Annotated in this window: 15 protein-coding genes and 1 tRNA gene; 4 read left to right on the top strand and 12 right to left on the bottom strand. The window is 70.5% G+C overall.

Going from position 1 to position 16,441, the window contains the following annotated elements:
* Window positions 1–12: 12 nt before the first annotated feature.
* The 12 genes from AB0K67_RS37430 to AB0K67_RS37375 form a co-directional block, all read right to left on the bottom strand.
* The gene (locus tag AB0K67_RS37430; protein WP_364069623.1) at window positions 13–834 is read right to left on the bottom strand and encodes a WecB/TagA/CpsF family glycosyltransferase; all 822 of its coding nucleotides are present in this window, start codon (window positions 832–834) and stop codon (window positions 13–15) included.
* The gene (locus AB0K67_RS37425; protein WP_364069621.1) at window positions 831–1,733 is read right to left on the bottom strand and encodes a glycosyltransferase; all 903 of its coding nucleotides are present in this window, start codon (window positions 1,731–1,733) and stop codon (window positions 831–833) included. Before AB0K67_RS37425 ends, AB0K67_RS37430 begins: the two co-directional genes overlap by 4 nt.
* On the bottom strand, window positions 1,730–2,620 hold the full coding sequence (locus AB0K67_RS37420) for a sulfotransferase (protein WP_364069619.1): 891 nt from the start codon (window positions 2,618–2,620) through the stop codon (window positions 1,730–1,732). Before AB0K67_RS37420 ends, AB0K67_RS37425 begins: the two co-directional genes overlap by 4 nt.
* 87 nt (window positions 2,621–2,707) lie before the next feature.
* The gene (gene cysN / locus AB0K67_RS37415; protein ID WP_364069617.1) at window positions 2,708–3,973 is read right to left on the bottom strand and encodes a sulfate adenylyltransferase subunit CysN; all 1,266 of its coding nucleotides are present in this window, start codon (window positions 3,971–3,973) and stop codon (window positions 2,708–2,710) included.
* Entirely contained in the window at window positions 3,973–4,887 is a 915-nt protein-coding gene (gene cysD / locus AB0K67_RS37410; RefSeq protein ID WP_364069615.1) for a sulfate adenylyltransferase subunit CysD, read from the bottom strand. Before cysD ends, cysN begins: the two co-directional genes overlap by 1 nt.
* A 19-nt stretch (window positions 4,888–4,906) precedes the next feature.
* Window positions 4,907–5,704, bottom strand: coding sequence for a 3'(2'),5'-bisphosphate nucleotidase CysQ (locus tag AB0K67_RS37405; protein WP_364069613.1), 798 nt, complete (start codon window positions 5,702–5,704; stop codon window positions 4,907–4,909).
* Complete coding sequence (locus AB0K67_RS37400) at window positions 5,704–7,143, bottom strand: sugar transferase (RefSeq protein WP_364069611.1); 1,440 nt, start codon at window positions 7,141–7,143, stop codon at window positions 5,704–5,706. The genes AB0K67_RS37405 and AB0K67_RS37400 overlap by 1 nt, the downstream gene beginning before the upstream one ends.
* A gap of 109 nt (window positions 7,144–7,252) precedes the next feature.
* Window positions 7,253–7,837, bottom strand: coding sequence for an aminoacyl-tRNA hydrolase (gene pth / locus AB0K67_RS37395; protein ID WP_364069609.1), 585 nt, complete (start codon window positions 7,835–7,837; stop codon window positions 7,253–7,255).
* Between the two features lie 67 nt (window positions 7,838–7,904).
* Window positions 7,905–8,513 (bottom strand): 50S ribosomal protein L25/general stress protein Ctc, encoded by a 609-nt coding sequence (locus tag AB0K67_RS37390; RefSeq protein WP_364069607.1) that lies wholly within the window; start codon window positions 8,511–8,513, stop codon window positions 7,905–7,907.
* Window positions 8,514–8,612: 99 nt separating this feature from the next.
* Window positions 8,613–9,590 (bottom strand): ribose-phosphate diphosphokinase, encoded by a 978-nt coding sequence (locus tag AB0K67_RS37385; RefSeq protein ID WP_364069605.1) that lies wholly within the window; start codon window positions 9,588–9,590, stop codon window positions 8,613–8,615.
* The gene (gene glmU / locus AB0K67_RS37380) at window positions 9,587–11,038 is read right to left on the bottom strand and encodes a bifunctional UDP-N-acetylglucosamine diphosphorylase/glucosamine-1-phosphate N-acetyltransferase GlmU (protein ID WP_364069603.1); all 1,452 of its coding nucleotides are present in this window, start codon (window positions 11,036–11,038) and stop codon (window positions 9,587–9,589) included. Before glmU ends, AB0K67_RS37385 begins: the two co-directional genes overlap by 4 nt.
* Window positions 11,039–11,179: 141 nt before the next feature.
* A tRNA-Gln gene (locus tag AB0K67_RS37375) sits at window positions 11,180–11,251 on the bottom strand.
* 266 nt (window positions 11,252–11,517) lie between these two features.
* Between AB0K67_RS37375 and AB0K67_RS37370 the strand changes: the two genes are divergently transcribed.
* From AB0K67_RS37370 to AB0K67_RS37355, 4 genes are all read left to right on the top strand, one after another.
* Window positions 11,518–12,456, top strand: a complete 939-nt coding sequence (locus AB0K67_RS37370) for an acyl-CoA desaturase (RefSeq protein WP_364069601.1) — start codon at window positions 11,518–11,520, stop codon at window positions 12,454–12,456.
* A gap of 76 nt (window positions 12,457–12,532) precedes the next feature.
* Window positions 12,533–13,402 (top strand): TetR/AcrR family transcriptional regulator, encoded by an 870-nt coding sequence (locus AB0K67_RS37365; RefSeq protein ID WP_364069720.1) that lies wholly within the window; start codon window positions 12,533–12,535, stop codon window positions 13,400–13,402.
* A gap of 118 nt (window positions 13,403–13,520) precedes the next feature.
* Window positions 13,521–15,581, top strand: coding sequence for an RNA degradosome polyphosphate kinase (locus AB0K67_RS37360; RefSeq protein WP_364069599.1), 2,061 nt, complete (start codon window positions 13,521–13,523; stop codon window positions 15,579–15,581).
* Window positions 15,571–16,419 carry an NUDIX domain-containing protein gene (locus AB0K67_RS37355; RefSeq protein WP_364069597.1) on the top strand — a complete coding sequence of 283 codons (849 nt, stop codon included), beginning with the start codon at window positions 15,571–15,573 and terminating at the stop codon, window positions 16,417–16,419. Before AB0K67_RS37360 ends, AB0K67_RS37355 begins: the two co-directional genes overlap by 11 nt.
* The last annotated feature ends 22 nt before the right edge of the window (window positions 16,420–16,441 follow it).

Genomic DNA, 16,441 nt, shown 5'->3' with positions numbered 1-16,441 from the left:
CCGGCCGGGAGGTCACGCCTTCATGCGGCGCCGGCGACGGTGGCGCAGGCGGGCGGCCAGGCAGCCGCCCAGCAGCCGGGCGGCGAACGGCAGGTCGTCCACCAGGTACCGCCGCGCCAGCCGCCCGGGCTCGCTCACGAGCCGGAACGCCCATTCGAGCCCGGCCCGCCGCACCCACAGCGGCGCTCTGGCCACGGTCCCCGCCGCGAACGCGATGGCCGCACCGCACCCCAGGAACCACGCCCCGGGCAGCTCCCGCCGTAAGTCGGCGATGAGGAGGTCCTGCCGGGGGAAGCCGAGCCCGACGAACACCAGCCGGGGCGCCGCCGCCACCACCTTCACGCGCACCTCGGCCACGCCCTCGGGCGTGCGGTCGAACCCGTACGGCGGCGCGTACGCCCCGCACACCCGCAGCCCGGGGCAGGCGCCAGCGAGCCGGTCGGCCGCCCGCTCGGCCACCTCGGGCGGGCCGCCGCCGAGCAGGTACACCGGCCAGCCACGGCCGGCGGCGAGCCCGCTGAGCGACCAGATCAGATCGGCGCCGGTGACCCGCTCGGGCACGGGCGTGCCGAGCAGCCTGGCCGCCCACACCAGCGGCATGCCGTCGGCGACGACCAGATCGGCCGACCCGATGAGCGCCCGGAGGGCGGGGTCGGCGGACGCCGCCCGGCAGATGTCAACGTTCGGGGTGACGATGTGGCCGCCCCGCCCGGCCTCCAGCGCCGCCGCGACCCGCCGCAGCACGTCCTCCTCGCGTACGGCGTCCATCTCGACGCCGCCGACGCGCACCCTCCCCGGGGGCGAGAGGGGCAGGACGGTGGTGGGTGCGGTCATATGCCGTGTCCCCGCCGCTGCAGCGCCGACAGCACGGCGGAGGCCGGGATCAGACCGGCCGCCACGGCGGCGGCGATCGCGCCGCGCGGCTCCAGGGGGCGGGTGGTGACGGTGCGGGCGGCCCACCGCAGGGCCGCCCGCCGCTGCCCCAGCGCCGCGTGGCTGAAGGCGAGCTGGCCGTAGACCCGCGCCGCGCCGCACGGGTCCACGGCCAGTTCGGGATGCCGGGCGAGCATCCACTCAAGCCCGGCAATGCGGTCGGCCCAGCGGGCCGCGTAGTGGGACCTGGCCCAGCGCACCAGCACGAGCGGGCGGTCGATGTGGACGAGAGGCCGCCGCTTGGCGGCGCGCAGGGCCAGGTCCCAGTCTTCGTTCTGCCCGGCGGGGGCGCTCTCGTCGGGGCGGAGCGCGCCACGCCGGAACAGGAACGTCGATGAGTGCACCATCATCATGCGCGAGCGGGTCAGGTCGGCGGCGGTCACCGTGTCGGAGCCGGCCAGCCGGGCGACGCGGCGGCCGCCGTGCTCGACCTCGATCGCGCAGCTCGCGAACTCGCCCCCGGCCCGCTCCAGCGCCTCGGCCTGTGCGGCGAGCTTGCCGGGCCGCCACACGTCGTCGTCGTCGCAGAACGCGATCAGCTCGGTGGCGCAGGCGTCGATGCCGGTGTTGCGCGCGCCGGGCAGCCCGGGGGTGCGGGTGTTGGGCAGCACCCGTAACGGCAGGCCGTCGAGCGACCGCGCCGCCTCGCGGGCGAGTGCGAGGCCGCCGTCGGCGACCACGACCACCTCGAGCGGCCCGGCGTACCGCTGGGTGAGCACGGCCTCCGCGGCCTCGCGCAGCTGCCCTGGACGGTCACCACGGGTCGGGATGACCACCCCGACCGACGGCGCCGCGCTCACGCGGCCACGCCCCGATAGCCGTAACGGGCGCGCAGGGGCCAGGTGAGTGCGGCGACCAGCCGGCGGTCGCCGCCGGGCAGCGCCGAACGCCAGGAGTCGTCACGCCGCAGCTCCACCGGCCCGACGCGGAAGCGCATGGGGTTGCCCGACGCCGTGTGCGACGGGCTCAGCCAGGCCGTGCGGCCGTCGAGGAAGTCGGGCTCGGGCAGGCCGAGGCCGCGGGCCAGCGCGGCCAGGGCGGGGCCCGGGGCGGCGAGCAGGTCTTCGTACCGGATTCTGGTGACGCGCGCCCCGCGTGCGGCGAGCAGCTCGATCGCGGCGTTCTGTGCCGACCAGTGGACGGCCGTGCGGGCGGGGCTCCACCGGGTCATCGGCCGGCCGTTCTCCGGCCGGTGGACGGTCCTGCTCCAGGAGTGGGCGACGGCGCGCGGGTCGCGGACCACGTGCACGACGTGGACGTCGGCCCCGCTTGCCACGAGGCAGCAGGCCAGCGAGGCGTGCTTGCTGGAGTCGATCACCACGGGTGCGCCGGCGGCGGAGTAGAGCCGCAGGTAGGCGCGGGTGTATTCGGCCAGGTCGGGATGGCCGATGCGGGGGATCCTACGGGTGCGGTCGATGCGCGCGCGCAGGGCCAGCACGCGCTCGGCCAGCGGACGGGACCAGCCGCCGAAGGCACGCTCCCCCACCTGCCGCCAGAAGGGACAGGCGGGGAAGGCCGTGCCGCACCCGCACGGCTCCCCCGCGAGCACCCCTCGCTCCCACAGGTGCACCACCTCACCCAGCGCCACCACTCCGGGAAGCTCTCCGAGGAGCCTCTCCAGCAGAGTGGTGCCGCTGCGGCCCAGGCCGCCCAGGTAGACGACCTGGGGAGTAGCGCGATCTGTCACGGAACGAGGGGCTTTCGCGTCGTCGAACACCGAACGCGACGACCCTAGCGCGGACCGTAATCGTCAGATCAAGGAACGCTTAAAGATCTACCTGGACGAGTCGATGATCATCCCGGCGCCGACGGTGCCGTTGGTGGCCTCGTCGATCAGGATGAATCCACCGGTCAGCCGGTTGCGCGCGTAATCGTCGACGAACAGCGGCTGGGTGATCCGCAGCGAGACGCGGCCGATCTCGTTGAGGCCGAGCGCGGTCGCCTCCTCGTCGCGGTGCAGCGTGTTGATGTCGAGCCGGTAGTGCAGGTCGCGCACCAGCGCGCGGGCGGTCCTGGTGGTGTGCTTGATGGTCAGCTTGGAGCGCGGCGTGAGCTTGGTGCCGTCGGCCATCCAGCAGACCATCGCCTCCAGCTCCTGGGCCACCCTGGGCTGGTTGTTGGGCCTGGCGATCATGTCGCCGCGCGAGATGTCGAGGTCGTCCTCGAAGCGTAGCGTCACCGACATGGGCGGGAACGCCTCTTCGACCGGCCCGTCGTAGGTGTCGATCGACGCGATGCGGGTGGTCAGGCCCGACGGCAGGTGCACCACCTCGTCGCCCGGCTTGAGCACGCCGCCCGCCACCTGGCCCGCGTAGCCGCGGTAGTCGTGGAAGGCCGGGTCGGTGGCGCGCTGCGGCCTGATGACGTACTGCACGGGGAAGCGCACGTCGGTCAGGTTGCGGTCGGAGGCGATGTGGACGTTCTCCAGGTGGTGCAGCAGCGACGTGCCGGCGTACCACGGCATGTTCTCCGACCGCGACACGACGTTGTCGCCGTTGAGCGCCGAGATCGGGATGAACGTCAGGTCGGAGACGTTGAGCTTGGAGGCGAACGCGGTGAACTCCTCGCGGATCTCCTCGAAGCGCTCCTGGGAGTAGTCGACCAGGTCCATCTTGTTGACCGCGAGCACCAGGTGCGGCACGCGCAGCAGCGAGGTCAGGAACGCGTGCCGCCGCGACTGCTCCAGCACGCCCTTGCGCGCGTCGATGAGGATGATGGCGAGGTCGGCCGTGGAGGCGCCGGTCACCATGTTGCGGGTGTACTGGATGTGCCCCGGCGTGTCGGCGATGATGAACTTCCTGCGCGGGGTCGCGAAGTACCGGTACGCCACGTCGATCGTGATGCCCTGCTCCCGCTCGGCCCGCAGGCCGTCGGTCAGCAGCGACAGGTCGGTGTACTCGGTGCCCCGGTCGCGCGAGGTCCGCTCGACCGCCTCGAGCTGGTCCTCGAAGATCGCCTTGGAGTCGTACAACAACCGCCCGATGAGGGTGGACTTGCCGTCATCGACGCTTCCCGCGGTGGCAAAGCGCAGAATGTCCATCAGAAGTAGCCCTCTCGCTTGCGGTCCTCCATGGCGGCCTCGGACGAGCGGTCGTCGGCCCGCGTGGCCCCCCGCTCGGTGATGCGGGTGGCCGCGATCTCCTGGATGATCTCTTCGACCGTGCTGGCCGTGGACTGCACGGCGCCGGTGCAGGTCATGTCGCCCACCGTGCGGTAGCGCACCACCGCCTCGAACAGCGGCTCGTCGTCGCCGCGCGGCACCACATCGGAGTCGGGCAGCAGCATGCCGTCGCGCTCGAAGACCTTGCGGGTATGGGCGAAGTAGATGGACGGGATCTCGATGCCCTCACGCCGGATGTAGTCCCAGACGTCGAGCTCGGTCCAGTTGGACAGCGGGAAGACCCGGATGTGCTCGCCCTTGCGGATGCGGGCGTTGTAGAGGTTCCACAGCTCGGGGCGCTGGTTCTTCGGGTCCCACTGTCCGAAGTCGTCGCGGAAGGAGAACACCCGCTCCTTGGCGCGCGCCTTCTCCTCGTCGCGCCTGGCGCCGCCGAAGACCGCGTCGAACTCGTGCTCCTCGATCGCGTCGAGCAGCGTCGTGGTCTGCAGCCGGTTGCGCGAGGCGCGCTTGCCGGTGTCCTCGACGACGCGGCCGGCGTCGATGGAGTCCTGGACGCTGGCGACGATCAGCCGGGCGCCCAGCTCGGCCGCGCGCCGGTCGCGGAACTCGATGACCTCCTCGAAGTTGTGCCCCGTGTCGACGTGCATCAGCGGGAACGGAATCGGCGCGGGCCAGAACGCCTTCTCGGCGATGCGGAGCATGACGATCGAGTCTTTGCCGCCGGAGAAGAGCAGACACGGCCGCTCGAACTCGGCGGCCACCTCGCGCATAATGTGGATGGCCTCGGCCTCGAGCACGTCGAGCTGCGACGTCGTGTAGTCGCGCTGGAGCATGGAAGCTTCCTCCGGCGGGTCAGCGGTGCAGGTCACGGATGCCGGCGAGCAGGGATGTCGCCAGCTCCGGTAGGGAAACCAGGATATCCGGTAGGGACGGATCGGCTTGGTTGTAGGTCAGCTGCGAGCCGTCGATGCGGCTGGCGTGGGCTCCTGCGGCGAGCGCGACCGCGACCGGCGCGGCTGAGTCCCACTCGTACTGGCCGCCGGCGTGGACGTACGCCTCGACCTCGCCGGTCAGCACCGCCGAGATCTTGGCCCCGGCCGAGCCGATCGGCACCAGGTCGGCGCCCACGAGGTAGGCCAGCTTCTGGACGAACTCGGGCGGCCTGCTGCGGCTCACCGCGATGCGGAAGCGCCCCTTGTTGTCATAGGCGGGGTCGTAGGCGGGCGGCTTGGGCGGGTCGGCGGTCGTCAGCGTACGGCCCTGGGCCGGCAGCGCCACGGCCCCGGCGGTGAGCCGCCCGCGCTCCCACAGCGCCACGTGCACCGCCCAGTCGCTGCGGCCTTCACCGCCAGGGGTCAGGCGCTCGGAGAACTCCCTGGTACCGTCGAGCGGGTCGATGATCCACACCCGCTCGGCGCTCAGCCTGCGCGGGTCGAGCCGCTCCTCGCGGGTGGCCTCCTCCGACAGCACGCTGTCGCTCGGGCGCAGCCGCGCCAGGCTCTCCATGAGAAACAGGTGGGAGGATCGGTCGCCCTCGGCGCGCAGCGCGGCCGGGTCGTCGTACCCCAGCCGCTCGCGGACCTTCAGCAGCCGCGCTCCTGCCTCGGTCGCCAGGTCTGCGGCGAGGGCGTGGTCGTCGCGAATCGTCATCAATAAGCTCCTTGCCCGCGGGCGACGGCCGACCAAGTCTTCCACAGGATCTGGAGGTCCAGAGTGAGGGACCAGTTCTCCACGTAACGTAGGTCGAGACGGACGGATTCCTCCCACGATAGGTCAGATCTGCCACTGACCTGCCACAGCCCGGTCAGCCCAGGGCGTACGAGGAGTCGTCTGCGCACATCGTCACCGTAACGCGCCACCTCTTCGGGCAGCGGCGGGCGCGGCCCGACGAGCGACATGTGTCCGAGCACGACGTTGATGAGCTGCGGCAGCTCATCAAGCGAATGGCGGCGCATGAACGCGCCGAGCGGCGTGACCCGCGGGTCGTTCCTGATCTTGAACAGCACGCCGTCGCGGTCGCTGACGAGCGTGACCTTCTGCTGCTCCGAGCCGCGCCGCATGGTGCGGAACTTCAGGATCGTGAAGAGCCTGCCGTCCCTGCCCACCCGGGTCTGGCGGAACAGCGCGGGCCCGGGGCTCGTCGCGCGTACGGCCACCGCGAGCCCGGCCATGAACGGCGCGAGCAGCACCAGCAGCGCGGCGGCCACCACGCGGTCGAAGACGTTCTTGACGAGCTGCCGCGCGCCGGCCAGCTCGGGGTGCTCGACGTGCAGCAGCGGCATGCCGGCGACCGGCCTGATCATGGTGCGCGGGCCCGCGACGTCCATCAGCGCGGGGGCGACGACCAGCTCGGTGAGCGTGCGCTCCAGCCGCCAGGCCAGCCGGCGCAGCGCCTGGCCGTCCATCTCGGGGCAGGCCAGCACGGCCACGGTGTCCGCGTCGTGCTGCTCGACGGCGAGCGGCACGTCGCTGAGGTCGCCGGCCACGGTCACGCCCGCGACGCTCTGTCCTTGATGCCCGCCCGGCAGGCAGGCGGCGACGACCTCCATGCCGTGGTGGCGTTCCCTGCGGAAGAGGCCGACCAGCTCGGCGACGGAGGCGGCGTGGCCGACGGCGATCACCCGGCGCATGCACCGCCCGGCGGCCCTGCGCCGGTGCAGGTTGCGGCGCAGCGCGTAGCGGACGGTGAGGGTGAGGAGGGTGACCAGGGGCAGCGCGAGCACGACGTAGCCGCGGGCGACGTCGGTCTTGGTGAGGTAGGAGCCGATGGCGGTGGCCGCGGTGAGCGCCAGGCCGGCCTGGGCGACGCGGCGGAACTCCTCGGGGCCGTCGCCGAGCATGCGCGGCTCGTACGCGCGGTTGAGCGCCACCGCCCCGCACCACACGACCGGCAGCACGAGGCTGACCAGCAGATAGGGAAGGACGTAAGGGGTGGGCCAGCCGAACCTGACGGCGAACGCGGCGCAGGCGCCCACGCCGGCCGCGCACAGATCACCCAGCACGGCCTGCAACCGATATGTGCGCACCCAGGAGCGCGTGCGCGGTGCTGCCTTCCCCCAGCAGCCCCCATGGCCGGTCCTCACAGCCATGAGCCCCTCACCGCGCACGCGTGCCTCCAGGTGACCACTCCTGAACGGACAGTGACCGATCGTAGCCGCGCCGCGTCCCGGCATTCGGCGGAACGAAGCTATGCGGGGATCAGCGAGGAGGGCCGGAAATGTGGAGATCAGCCCGGTGGAAGTCGTTCTGGGTGGCCTCCAGGCCGCGGGTCATCAGCGACTCGACCACGTCGGCCGCCCGGTCGACGAGGAACGGCAGGTCCTTGCGCTCAGCGGTGGCGAAGTCTCTGAGCACGTAGGAGGCCGGGTCCATGCGGCCGGGCGGTCGCCCGATGCCGAAGCGGACCCGAAGGTAGTCGCGGGTGCCGAGGGCCTTGGTGATGGACTTGAGCCCGTTGTGGCCGTTGTCGCCGCCGCCCAGCTTGGCGCGCAGCGCGCCGTAGGGCACGTCGAGCTCGTCGTGCACGACGATGAGCCGCTCGGGGCCGATCTTGTAGAAGTCGCACAGCGCCTTGACGGGCCCGCCGGACAGGTTCATGTACGTCAGGGGCTTGGCGAGCACGGCGGCCCGCGTCTCGCACACCGCGGCCCTGCTCTTGTGCGCCTTGAACCGCCCGCCCGCCCTGGCGGCCAGCTCGTCGAGCACCATGAAGCCCGCGTTGTGCCGGTTGCCCGCGTATTCGGGCCCCGGATTGCCCAACCCGGCGATCAGCCAGCGATCCATGAAGTCCCCTCATAGCGGAACGGGACGGCTCGAGTCCGGCCGCCCCGTTCACGAATGAACCCGTCGCTCACTCGGCGGCGGGAGCCTCCGCGGCCTCGCCCTCGCCCTCGGCGGCCTCCTCGCCCTCGGCGGGCGCCTCGACCGGCTTGGCGATGACCTGCAGCACGATGGTCTCGGCGTCGGCGGCCAGCGAGGTGCCCTGCGGCAGCTTGAGCTGGCCGGCGGTGATGGAGGTGCCGACCTCCAGGCCCTCGACGTCGACCTCGACGCCGGTCGGGATGTGGGTGGCCTCGGTCTCGACGGCGATGGTGGTCACCTGCTGCTCCAGCAGGCCGTCGGAGTGGACGTCGCCGACCGGGGTGACCGGGATCTCGACGGTGACCTTCTCGCCGCGGCGGACCAGCAGCAGGTCGACGTGCTCGACGAAGCCCTTGATCGGGTCGCGCTGGACGCCCTTGGGCAGCGCCAGCTCGTCGACGCCGTCGCCCTTGAGGTGGATCAGCACGTTGGGCGTGCGCAGGGCGAGCAGGACCTCGTGGCCGGGGAGCGTGAGGTGCTTGGGCTCGATGCCGTGCCCGTAGAGAACGGCGGGCACCTTGTCGGCGCGGCGGATCTTGCGAGCGGCGCCCTTGCCGAACGTGGTGCGCTGTTCGGCGGCGATACGTACTTCAGACACGACATCTCCTAGGGATGTAGATGTGGACGGTTCATCGCGCTCCCCCTCACCCGCCCTAGCGGAAGGCGTTACGAGCGCAACCTGTTCAGTCTAAGGGGCTCAGGTGTCTCCCTCGAACAGGCTCGTGACCGAGCCGTCCTGGAAGATCTCGGTGATCGCCCGCGCGATCAGCGGCGCGATCGACAGCACGGTGAGCTTGTCGAAGCGGCTCTCCTGCGTCAGCGGCAGCGTGTTGGTGACGATGACCTCGGAGATGCGGGAGTTCTTCAGCCGGTCGACGGCCGGGTCGGAGAAGACCGCGTGGGTGGCCGCCACGATGACGTTGGTGGCGCCCTGCTCGTAGAGGGCGTCGGCCGCCTTGCAGATGGTGCCGGCGGTGTCGATCATGTCGTCGATGAGCACGCAGGTGCGCCCGCGCACCTTGCCGACGACCTCGTTGACCTTCACCGAGTTGGCGACGTCGAGGTCGCGCCGCTTGTGGATGAACGCGAGCGGCGTGCCGAGCGTGTCGGCCCAGCGCTCCGACAGGCGCACGCGGCCGGTGTCGGGCGAGACGACGGTGGTGTTGGCGAGGTCGAGCTTGTTCTTGAGGTAGCTCTCCAGGACCGGCATGGCGAACAGGTGGTCGACCGGGCCGTCGAAGAAGCCCTGGATCTGCGAGGTGTGCAGGTCGATCGACATGAGCCGGTCGGCGCCCGCGGTCTTGAACAGGTCGGCGATGAGCCGGGCGGTGATGGGCTCGCGGCCGCGGCCCTTCTTGTCCTGCCTGGAGTAGCCGAAGAACGGCATGACCACGGTGATGCGCTTGGCGGATGCCCGCTTGAGCGCGTCGACCATGATCAGCTGTTCCATGATCCACTTGTTGATGGGCGTGGTGTGGCTCTGGATGACGAAGGCGTCACAGCCGCGCACGGACTCCAGGTAGCGGGCGTAGATCTCGCCGTTGGCGAAGTCGATGAGTTTGGTGGGGGTGAGGGAGACGCCGACGTGCTTGGCGACCTCCTCTGCCAGCTCGGGGTGTGCTCGCCCGGAGAAGAGCATGAGGTTCTTCTCCCCGGGCTGCTTCATGCTGGTCACTTCGTGCTCTCCTGCTGCTCTCGCTCGGCCAGCGCCCGCTGGGCGGCCGCCGCCGACTTCGTGCCCGCGCGCCTGCGCAAGACCCATTTCTCGATGTTGCGCTGCCGCGCACGCGCCACGCCGATGGCGCCGGGGGGTACGTCGTCGACGATGGTCGAGCCGGCCGCCGTGTAGGCGCCGTCGTGGACTGTCACCGGGGCGACGAGCATGGTGTCGCAACCGACGAAGGCGCCGTCGCCCACCGTGGTGCGGTGCTTTTCGACGCCGTCGTAGTTGACGAAGACCGTGGAGGCGCCGATGTTGGCGTCGTTGCCGATGGTGGCGTCCCCCGCGTAGGACAGGTGCGGCACCTTGGAGCGTTCGCCGACCTTGGTGTTCTTCATCTCGACGAAGGTGCCCGCCTTGGACTTGCGCCCGAGCACGGTGCCGGGGCGCAGGTAGGCGTAGGGGCCGACGCTGGCCTCCGGGCCGATCTCGGCGTGGTCGCAGACCGCGTTGCGCACCACCGCGCCCTCGCCGACGACGGTCGAGGTGAGCGTGGTGCCCGGCCCGACCTCGGCGCCGGTCTTGATGACGGTCTCGCCGTGAAGCTGGGTGCCGGGGTGCACGACCGCGTCGGGCTCGATGCGGACGCCGACGTCGATCCAGGTGCTGTCGGGGTCGATGATCGTGACGCCGGCGCGCATGTGCTGCTCCAGCAGGCGCCGGTTAAGGATCTTGCGGGCGGCGGCGAGCTGCACGCGGTCGTTGACGCCTTCGACCTCGACATGGTCGGCGGCGACGCACGCGCCCACCCGGTGGCCGTCGCGGCGCAGGATGGCGAGGACGTCGGTGAGGTACTCCTCGCCCTGGGCGTTGTCGGTGGAGACGCGCTTGACGGCGTCGGCGAGCAGCAGGCCGTCGAAGGCGTAGATGCCGGAGTTCATCTCCTTGATCGCGCGCTGCTCCGGAGTCGCGTCCTTCTCTTCGACGATCTCCAGGACGGCGCCGCTCTCGTCGCGGATGATCCGGCCGTATCCGGTCGGGTCGGGCACTTCGGCGGTCAGCACGGTGACCGCGTTGTTCTCGGCGGCGTGCCGGTCGAGCAGCCCGGCGAGGGTCTGGGTGCGCAGCAGCGGCACGTCGCCGTAGGTGACGAGGACGGTGCCGGAGATCGTGCCGATCTCTTCGAGCACCGTGCGCACGGCGTGGCCGGTGCCGCGCTGCTCGCGCTGGACGACGGTGCGCGCGTCGGGGCTGGTGGCGGCCAGGTGGCCGCCGACCCGCTCGAGCGCGTGGCCGATCACCACGATGAGCTGCTCGGGCTCAAGGTCGCGGGCGGCGGCGAGCATGTGGTCGACCAGCGCACGGCCGCACAGCTCGTGCAGGACTTTCGGGGTCTGGCTCTTCATCCGGGTGCCCTCGCCGGCGGCGAGGACGATGACGGCTGCCGGGCGCGGCACACTCACGGACTGAGGCTCCCTGTGACTGGACAGATCAGGGCATTCGGTACGACATCCGCACCGCTGCACATTGTGCAGCTACCCTCCCGACACCGTGAGGATACCTGGCCTCCCCCCGAACTTTCCGCCGGGGGGAGCACGTTAAGGCTCCCGGAAGAGGACTCGAACCCCTACAAAGTGGACCAAAACCACTTGTCCTGCCGATTAGACGATCCGGGACAGATCGGACACGTGATGTCCGGCACTCCCTACGATACCGACCCCACGCGCCGTCGCGCGCCCCTATTGCCGCTCATCCCCGCCTGCACCCGCGTGGCCCCATAACAGAACCTCCGCAAACCGCGCAAGACACGATTCCCACGCTGCTCGGCGGTCTCGCCGTCACGTTCTCGACATTCCGGGCTCGACTCTTTCTAACCTACGCTGGCGTAGGTTACGGTTGCGTAGCCAGGACATTCACTTACATACCTCGCGGAGGACTGCCAATGACCGTTGTCGCCGAGCGTTCCACCCCTGCCCCCAAGCCGGACTTCGAACCGGAACCGAAGTCCCGATCCGAGCTCATCACCTTCGGGCTCGTGGTCACCCTGCCTCTCGTGGCGATCGCCGCGGCCGTACCGTTCGCATGGGGATGGGGACTCGGCTGGACGGACATCGCCATCGCCTTCGTCTTCTATGTGGTCTCCGGGCTCGGCGTCACCGTCGGCCTGCACCGCTACTTCACGCACGGCTCGTTCAAGGCCAAGCGGCCGCTGAAGATCGCCATGGGCATCGCCGGCAGCCTCTCCCTGGAGATGTCGGTGCTCGACTGGGTGGCCACCCACCGCAAGCACCACAAGTTCTCCGACAAGGAGGGCGACCCGCACTCGCCGTGGCGCTTCGGCCCCGGCTTCAAGAACATGACCAAGGGCCTGCTCTACGCCCACATGGGCTGGCTGTTCGAAAGCGAGCGCACCAACAGGGAGAAGTACGCACCCGACCTGTGCAAGGACGAGGACGTGCAGAAGCTGCACAAGTGGTTCCCCGCGCTCGCGCTCACCTCGATCCTGCTGCCCGCCGTGCTCGGCCTGCTGATCACCTGGTCCTGGCAGGGCGCGCTGACCGCGTTCTTCTGGGGCTCGCTCGTCCGCATCGGGCTGCTGCACCACGTCACCTGGTCCATCAACTCGATCTGCCACGTCTTCGGCGAGGAGGACTTCCAGGTCCGCGACAAGTCGCGCAACGTCTGGTGGCTGGCCATCCCGTCCTTCGGCGAGTCCTGGCACAACCTGCACCACAGCGACCCGACCTGCGCCCGCCACGGCGCGCTCAAGGGCCAGATCGACCTGAGCGCCGGCCTCATCCGGATCTTCGAGAAGCTGGGCTGGGTGTACGACGTCCGCTGGCCGACGCCGGAGCGTCTGGCGGCGAAGCGCATTGCCTGACGATCAGCCGGTGAGCGGCGGCCCCGCAACGGCCGTCATTATGGAAACCGTGACCGAACCCCGATCCCGCAGGCGTATGTCCGGTGCCGAGCGCAGAGAGCAGCTGATCCGCATCAGCCGCACGCTCTTCGCGGAAAAGGGGTTCGACGGGACCTCTATCGAAGAGATCGCAGCTACCGCACAGGTGTCGAAGCCGGTGGTGTACGAGCATTTCGGCGGCAAGGAAGGGCTGTACGCGGTCGTCGTCGACCGCGAGATGCAGAAGCTGCTCGGCATGATCACCGAGGCGCTGTCCGCCGCGCACTCCCTGGTGAAGCTGGAGCGGGCCGCGCTGGCCCTGCTCCGCTACATCGAGGAGAGCAGCGAGGGCTTCCGCATCCTGGTCCGCGACTCCCACGCCGCGTCGGGCACCGGCACGTTCGCCAGCCTGATCAGCGAGATCGCGAGCCAGGTGGAGGACGTGCTGGCCGACGAGTTCGCGGCCAGGGGCTACGACCCCAAGCTCGCCCCCATGTACGCCCAGATGCTGGTCGGCATGGTGGCGCTGACCGGGCAGTGGTGGCTCGACGTGCGCAAGCCGAGCCGCGAGGAGGTCGCGGCCCACCTGGTCAACCTGGCCTGGAACGGCCTGACCGCGCTCGACCCCAACCCGTCGCTGACGGTCTCGCTGCGCGACCGCGTCGCCTCGGCCAAGCCGCGCACGGTCAGCGAGAAGGAGCTGCGCGAGCTGGAGAAGGCCCGCGAGAAGGAGCTCAAGGAGGCGGAGAAGGCCCGCCAGCGTGAGCTGAAGGAGGCCGAGAAGGCCCGCATACGCGAGCTGAAAGAGCGTGAACGGTTGCTGAAGGAGGCGGAGAAGGCCCGTGAACGGGAGGAGAAGCTCCGCCAGCGGGAGGCGCGCCTGGCGGAGCGCGCCGCCCGCCTTGAGCAGGTAGATCATCCTGAGTGACCCTTGAACGGCACGGTCCCGCGGGGTGACGATGGGGTTGAGCAGGGCCGACCCTCTGGGGTGAGCCGTTGCGGCGACGTTAACGTGCTGTTCAACCGAACGGGGCACCATACGCCATATGTCTGCGGAACCGTTCCCATCCGCCTCCGACCTGCCCCTCCCGCAGGAGCGGTTCCTCAACCGCGAGGAAAGCTGGCTCCAGTTCAACGAGCGGGTGCTGGAGCTGGCCGAGGACCCCTCCCTGCCCCTGCTCGAACGCGTACGCTTCCTGGCGATCTTCGCCAGCAACCTCGACGAGTTCTTCCGCGTCCGGGTGGCCGGGCTGAAGCGGCGGATGGCGACCGGGCTGCTGCTGCGCACGAAAAGCGGCCTGAAGCCGCAGGAAGAGCTGGTCAGGATCGCCACGGTGGCCGACGAGCTGGCCAGGCGGCACGCGGCCGCCTTCCACAAGCAGATCAGCCCCCAGCTCGCCGGCGAGGGCATCGAGATCGTGCGCTGGGACGACCTGAGCCGCGAAGAGCGCACCGAGCTGCGCAAGCTGTTCAAGGAGCGCATCAGGCCCGTGCTCACGCCGCTGGCCGTGGACCCCGCGCACCCGTTCCCCTACATCTCCGGGCTGAGCCTCAACCTCGCCGTCCTGGTACGCAATCCCGCGACGGGCCACACCGTGTTCGCCCGCGTCAAGGTGCCCTCGCAGCTGCCCAGGTTCGTCCAGGCGTCCAAAGACCGTTTCGTACCCCTGGAAGACGTCATCGCCGCCCATCTCGGGCAGCTCTTCCGCGGCATGGAGATCCTCCAGCACCACGTCTTCCGCGTCACCAGGAACGAGGATCTCGACGTCGACGAGGACGTCACCGAGAACCTCATGCAGGCCCTGGAGAAGGAGCTGCTCAAGCGGCGGTTCGGGCCGCCCGTGCGGCTGGAGGTCGAGGAGAGCATCACGCCGGAGGTGCTGGCCCCGCTCATCGAGGAGCTGGAGCTGGACCCGCACGAGATCTACCGGCTGCCCGGCCCGCTCGATCTGTCGGGCCTGCACGCGATCGCCGACCTCGACCGCGGCGAGCTGAGCTACCGCCCGTTCGTGCCGGCCGAGGTGATCAACGCCGAGGACGACATCTTCTCGGTGCTGCGCGAGCGCGACGTGCTGCTGCACCACCCGTACGACTCCTTCAGCACCAGCGTGCAGCGCTTCATCGAGGACGCCGCCGCCGACCCCAGAGTGCTCGCGATCAAGCAGACCCTCTACCGCACCAGCGGCGACTCCCCCATCGTCAACGCCCTCATCGACGCCGCCGAGGCGGGCAAGCAGGTCGTGGTGGTCGTCGAGATCAAGGCCCGCTTCGACGAGCACGCCAACATCTCCTGGGCGCGCAAGCTCGAACGCGCCGGCTGCCACGTCGTCTACGGCGTGGTCGGCCTGAAGACCCACTGCAAGCTGGCCCTCGTCGTACGCCAGGAGGCATCGGGCGAGCTGCGCCGCTACTGCCACATCGGCACCGGCAACTACAACCCCAAGACCGCCCGCCAGTACGAGGACTTCGGCCTGCTCACCGCGGACCCGCTGGTCGGCGAGGACGTCACGGACCTGTTCATCCACCTGACCGGCTACTCGCACCACTCGGCCTACCGGCGGCTGCTCGTCGCGCCGCACTCCATGCGCAGCGGCCTGGTGGCGCGGATCGAGCGGGAGATCGCCCACCAGCGGGCCGGCCGCCCCGCGCGGATCAGGATCAAGACCAACTCGCTGGTGGACGAGCCGATCATCGACGCGCTCTACCGGGCGTCCAGGGCCGGCGTGCAGGTGGACCTGTGGGTACGCGGCGTCTGCACCCTGCGCCCCGGCATCCCTGACCTGTCGGAAAATATCCGGGTACGCTCGGTTTTGGGGAGGTTCCTTGAGCACTCGCGCGTCTACGAGTTCGGACTCGGCCGCCGCCCCGAGGTGTGGATCGGCAGCGCCGACCTCATGCGCCGCAACCTGGACCGCCGCGTCGAGGCCCTGGTCAAGGTGACCGCGCAGAAGCACAAGGCGTACCTCATCGAGCTGATGGACCGGGCCATGGACGACTCCACCAGCACCTGGTGGCTCAACTCCGACGGCACCTGGACCCGCCACCCGGGCGATGACCTGCAGAGCCATCTGATCAGCACCCGCCGCTGGAGGACCGTTGACAACTGACGAGCCCATCCGGGCGGCCGGCGCCGTCATCCTGCGCGGCTCGGGAAGCGACACCGAGGTGGCCGTCGTCTACCGTCCCCGCTACAACGACTGGACGTTCCCCAAAGGCAAGCTGGAGCCGGGCGAGCACGTCGTCGCCGCCGCCGTACGCGAGGTGCGCGAGGAGACCGGGCTGACCGTCACGCTCGGCCGGCCGCTGCCGCCCGTCTGGTACCCCATCGGAGGGCGGCGCAAGCGGGTCGACTACTGGGTGGCGCGGGCGGTCCACGACGCCGGGTTCGCTCCGGACGACGAGGTCGGCGAGCTGCGCTGGGTGCCGCTCGACGAGGCCGGGCGGCTGCTGTCGTACACCTGGGACACGCCGCTGATCGAGGCCCTTTCCGCCGCGCCGCTCGACACCACGCCGCTCGTCCTCGTACGCCACGGCTCGGCCGGCTCCCGGGACGAGTGGGAGGGCGACGACGCCACCCGGCCGCTCGACCGGCGCGGCCTCGCCCAGGCGGGGGTGCTCTCCGCCGTCCTGCCCGCCTGGCGGCCCGGCCGGCTGCTGTCGTCGCCGAGCGCCCGCTGCGTGCAGACGCTGGAGCCGTACGCGCGGATCTCCGGGCTCGGGATCGGGGTCGATCCGCTGCTCAGCGAGGAGGGCCAGGACCCGCGCAAGACGCCGGCCCTGGTGTCCTCGCTGTCCTGGCCCGCCGCCGTGTGCAGCCACCGCAAGGTGCTGCCCGGCCTCATCCAGGCGCTGACCGGGGAGGACGTACGGCTGCGCAAGGGCGGCTTCGCCGTGCTGCACCGGGCGGACGGGCGGGTCGTCGCCGTGGAGCAGCACACGACGTGACAGTGGGCGCCCGGCGAGGAGC

This window comes from Nonomuraea sp. NPDC052634 (assembly GCF_040678535.1).
In the GTDB taxonomy this organism is placed as follows: domain Bacteria; phylum Actinomycetota; class Actinomycetes; order Streptosporangiales; family Streptosporangiaceae; genus Nonomuraea; species Nonomuraea fastidiosa.
The sequence above is the reverse complement of the archived record's forward strand: the minus strand, read 5'-3'. Positions and strand labels throughout refer to the sequence as shown.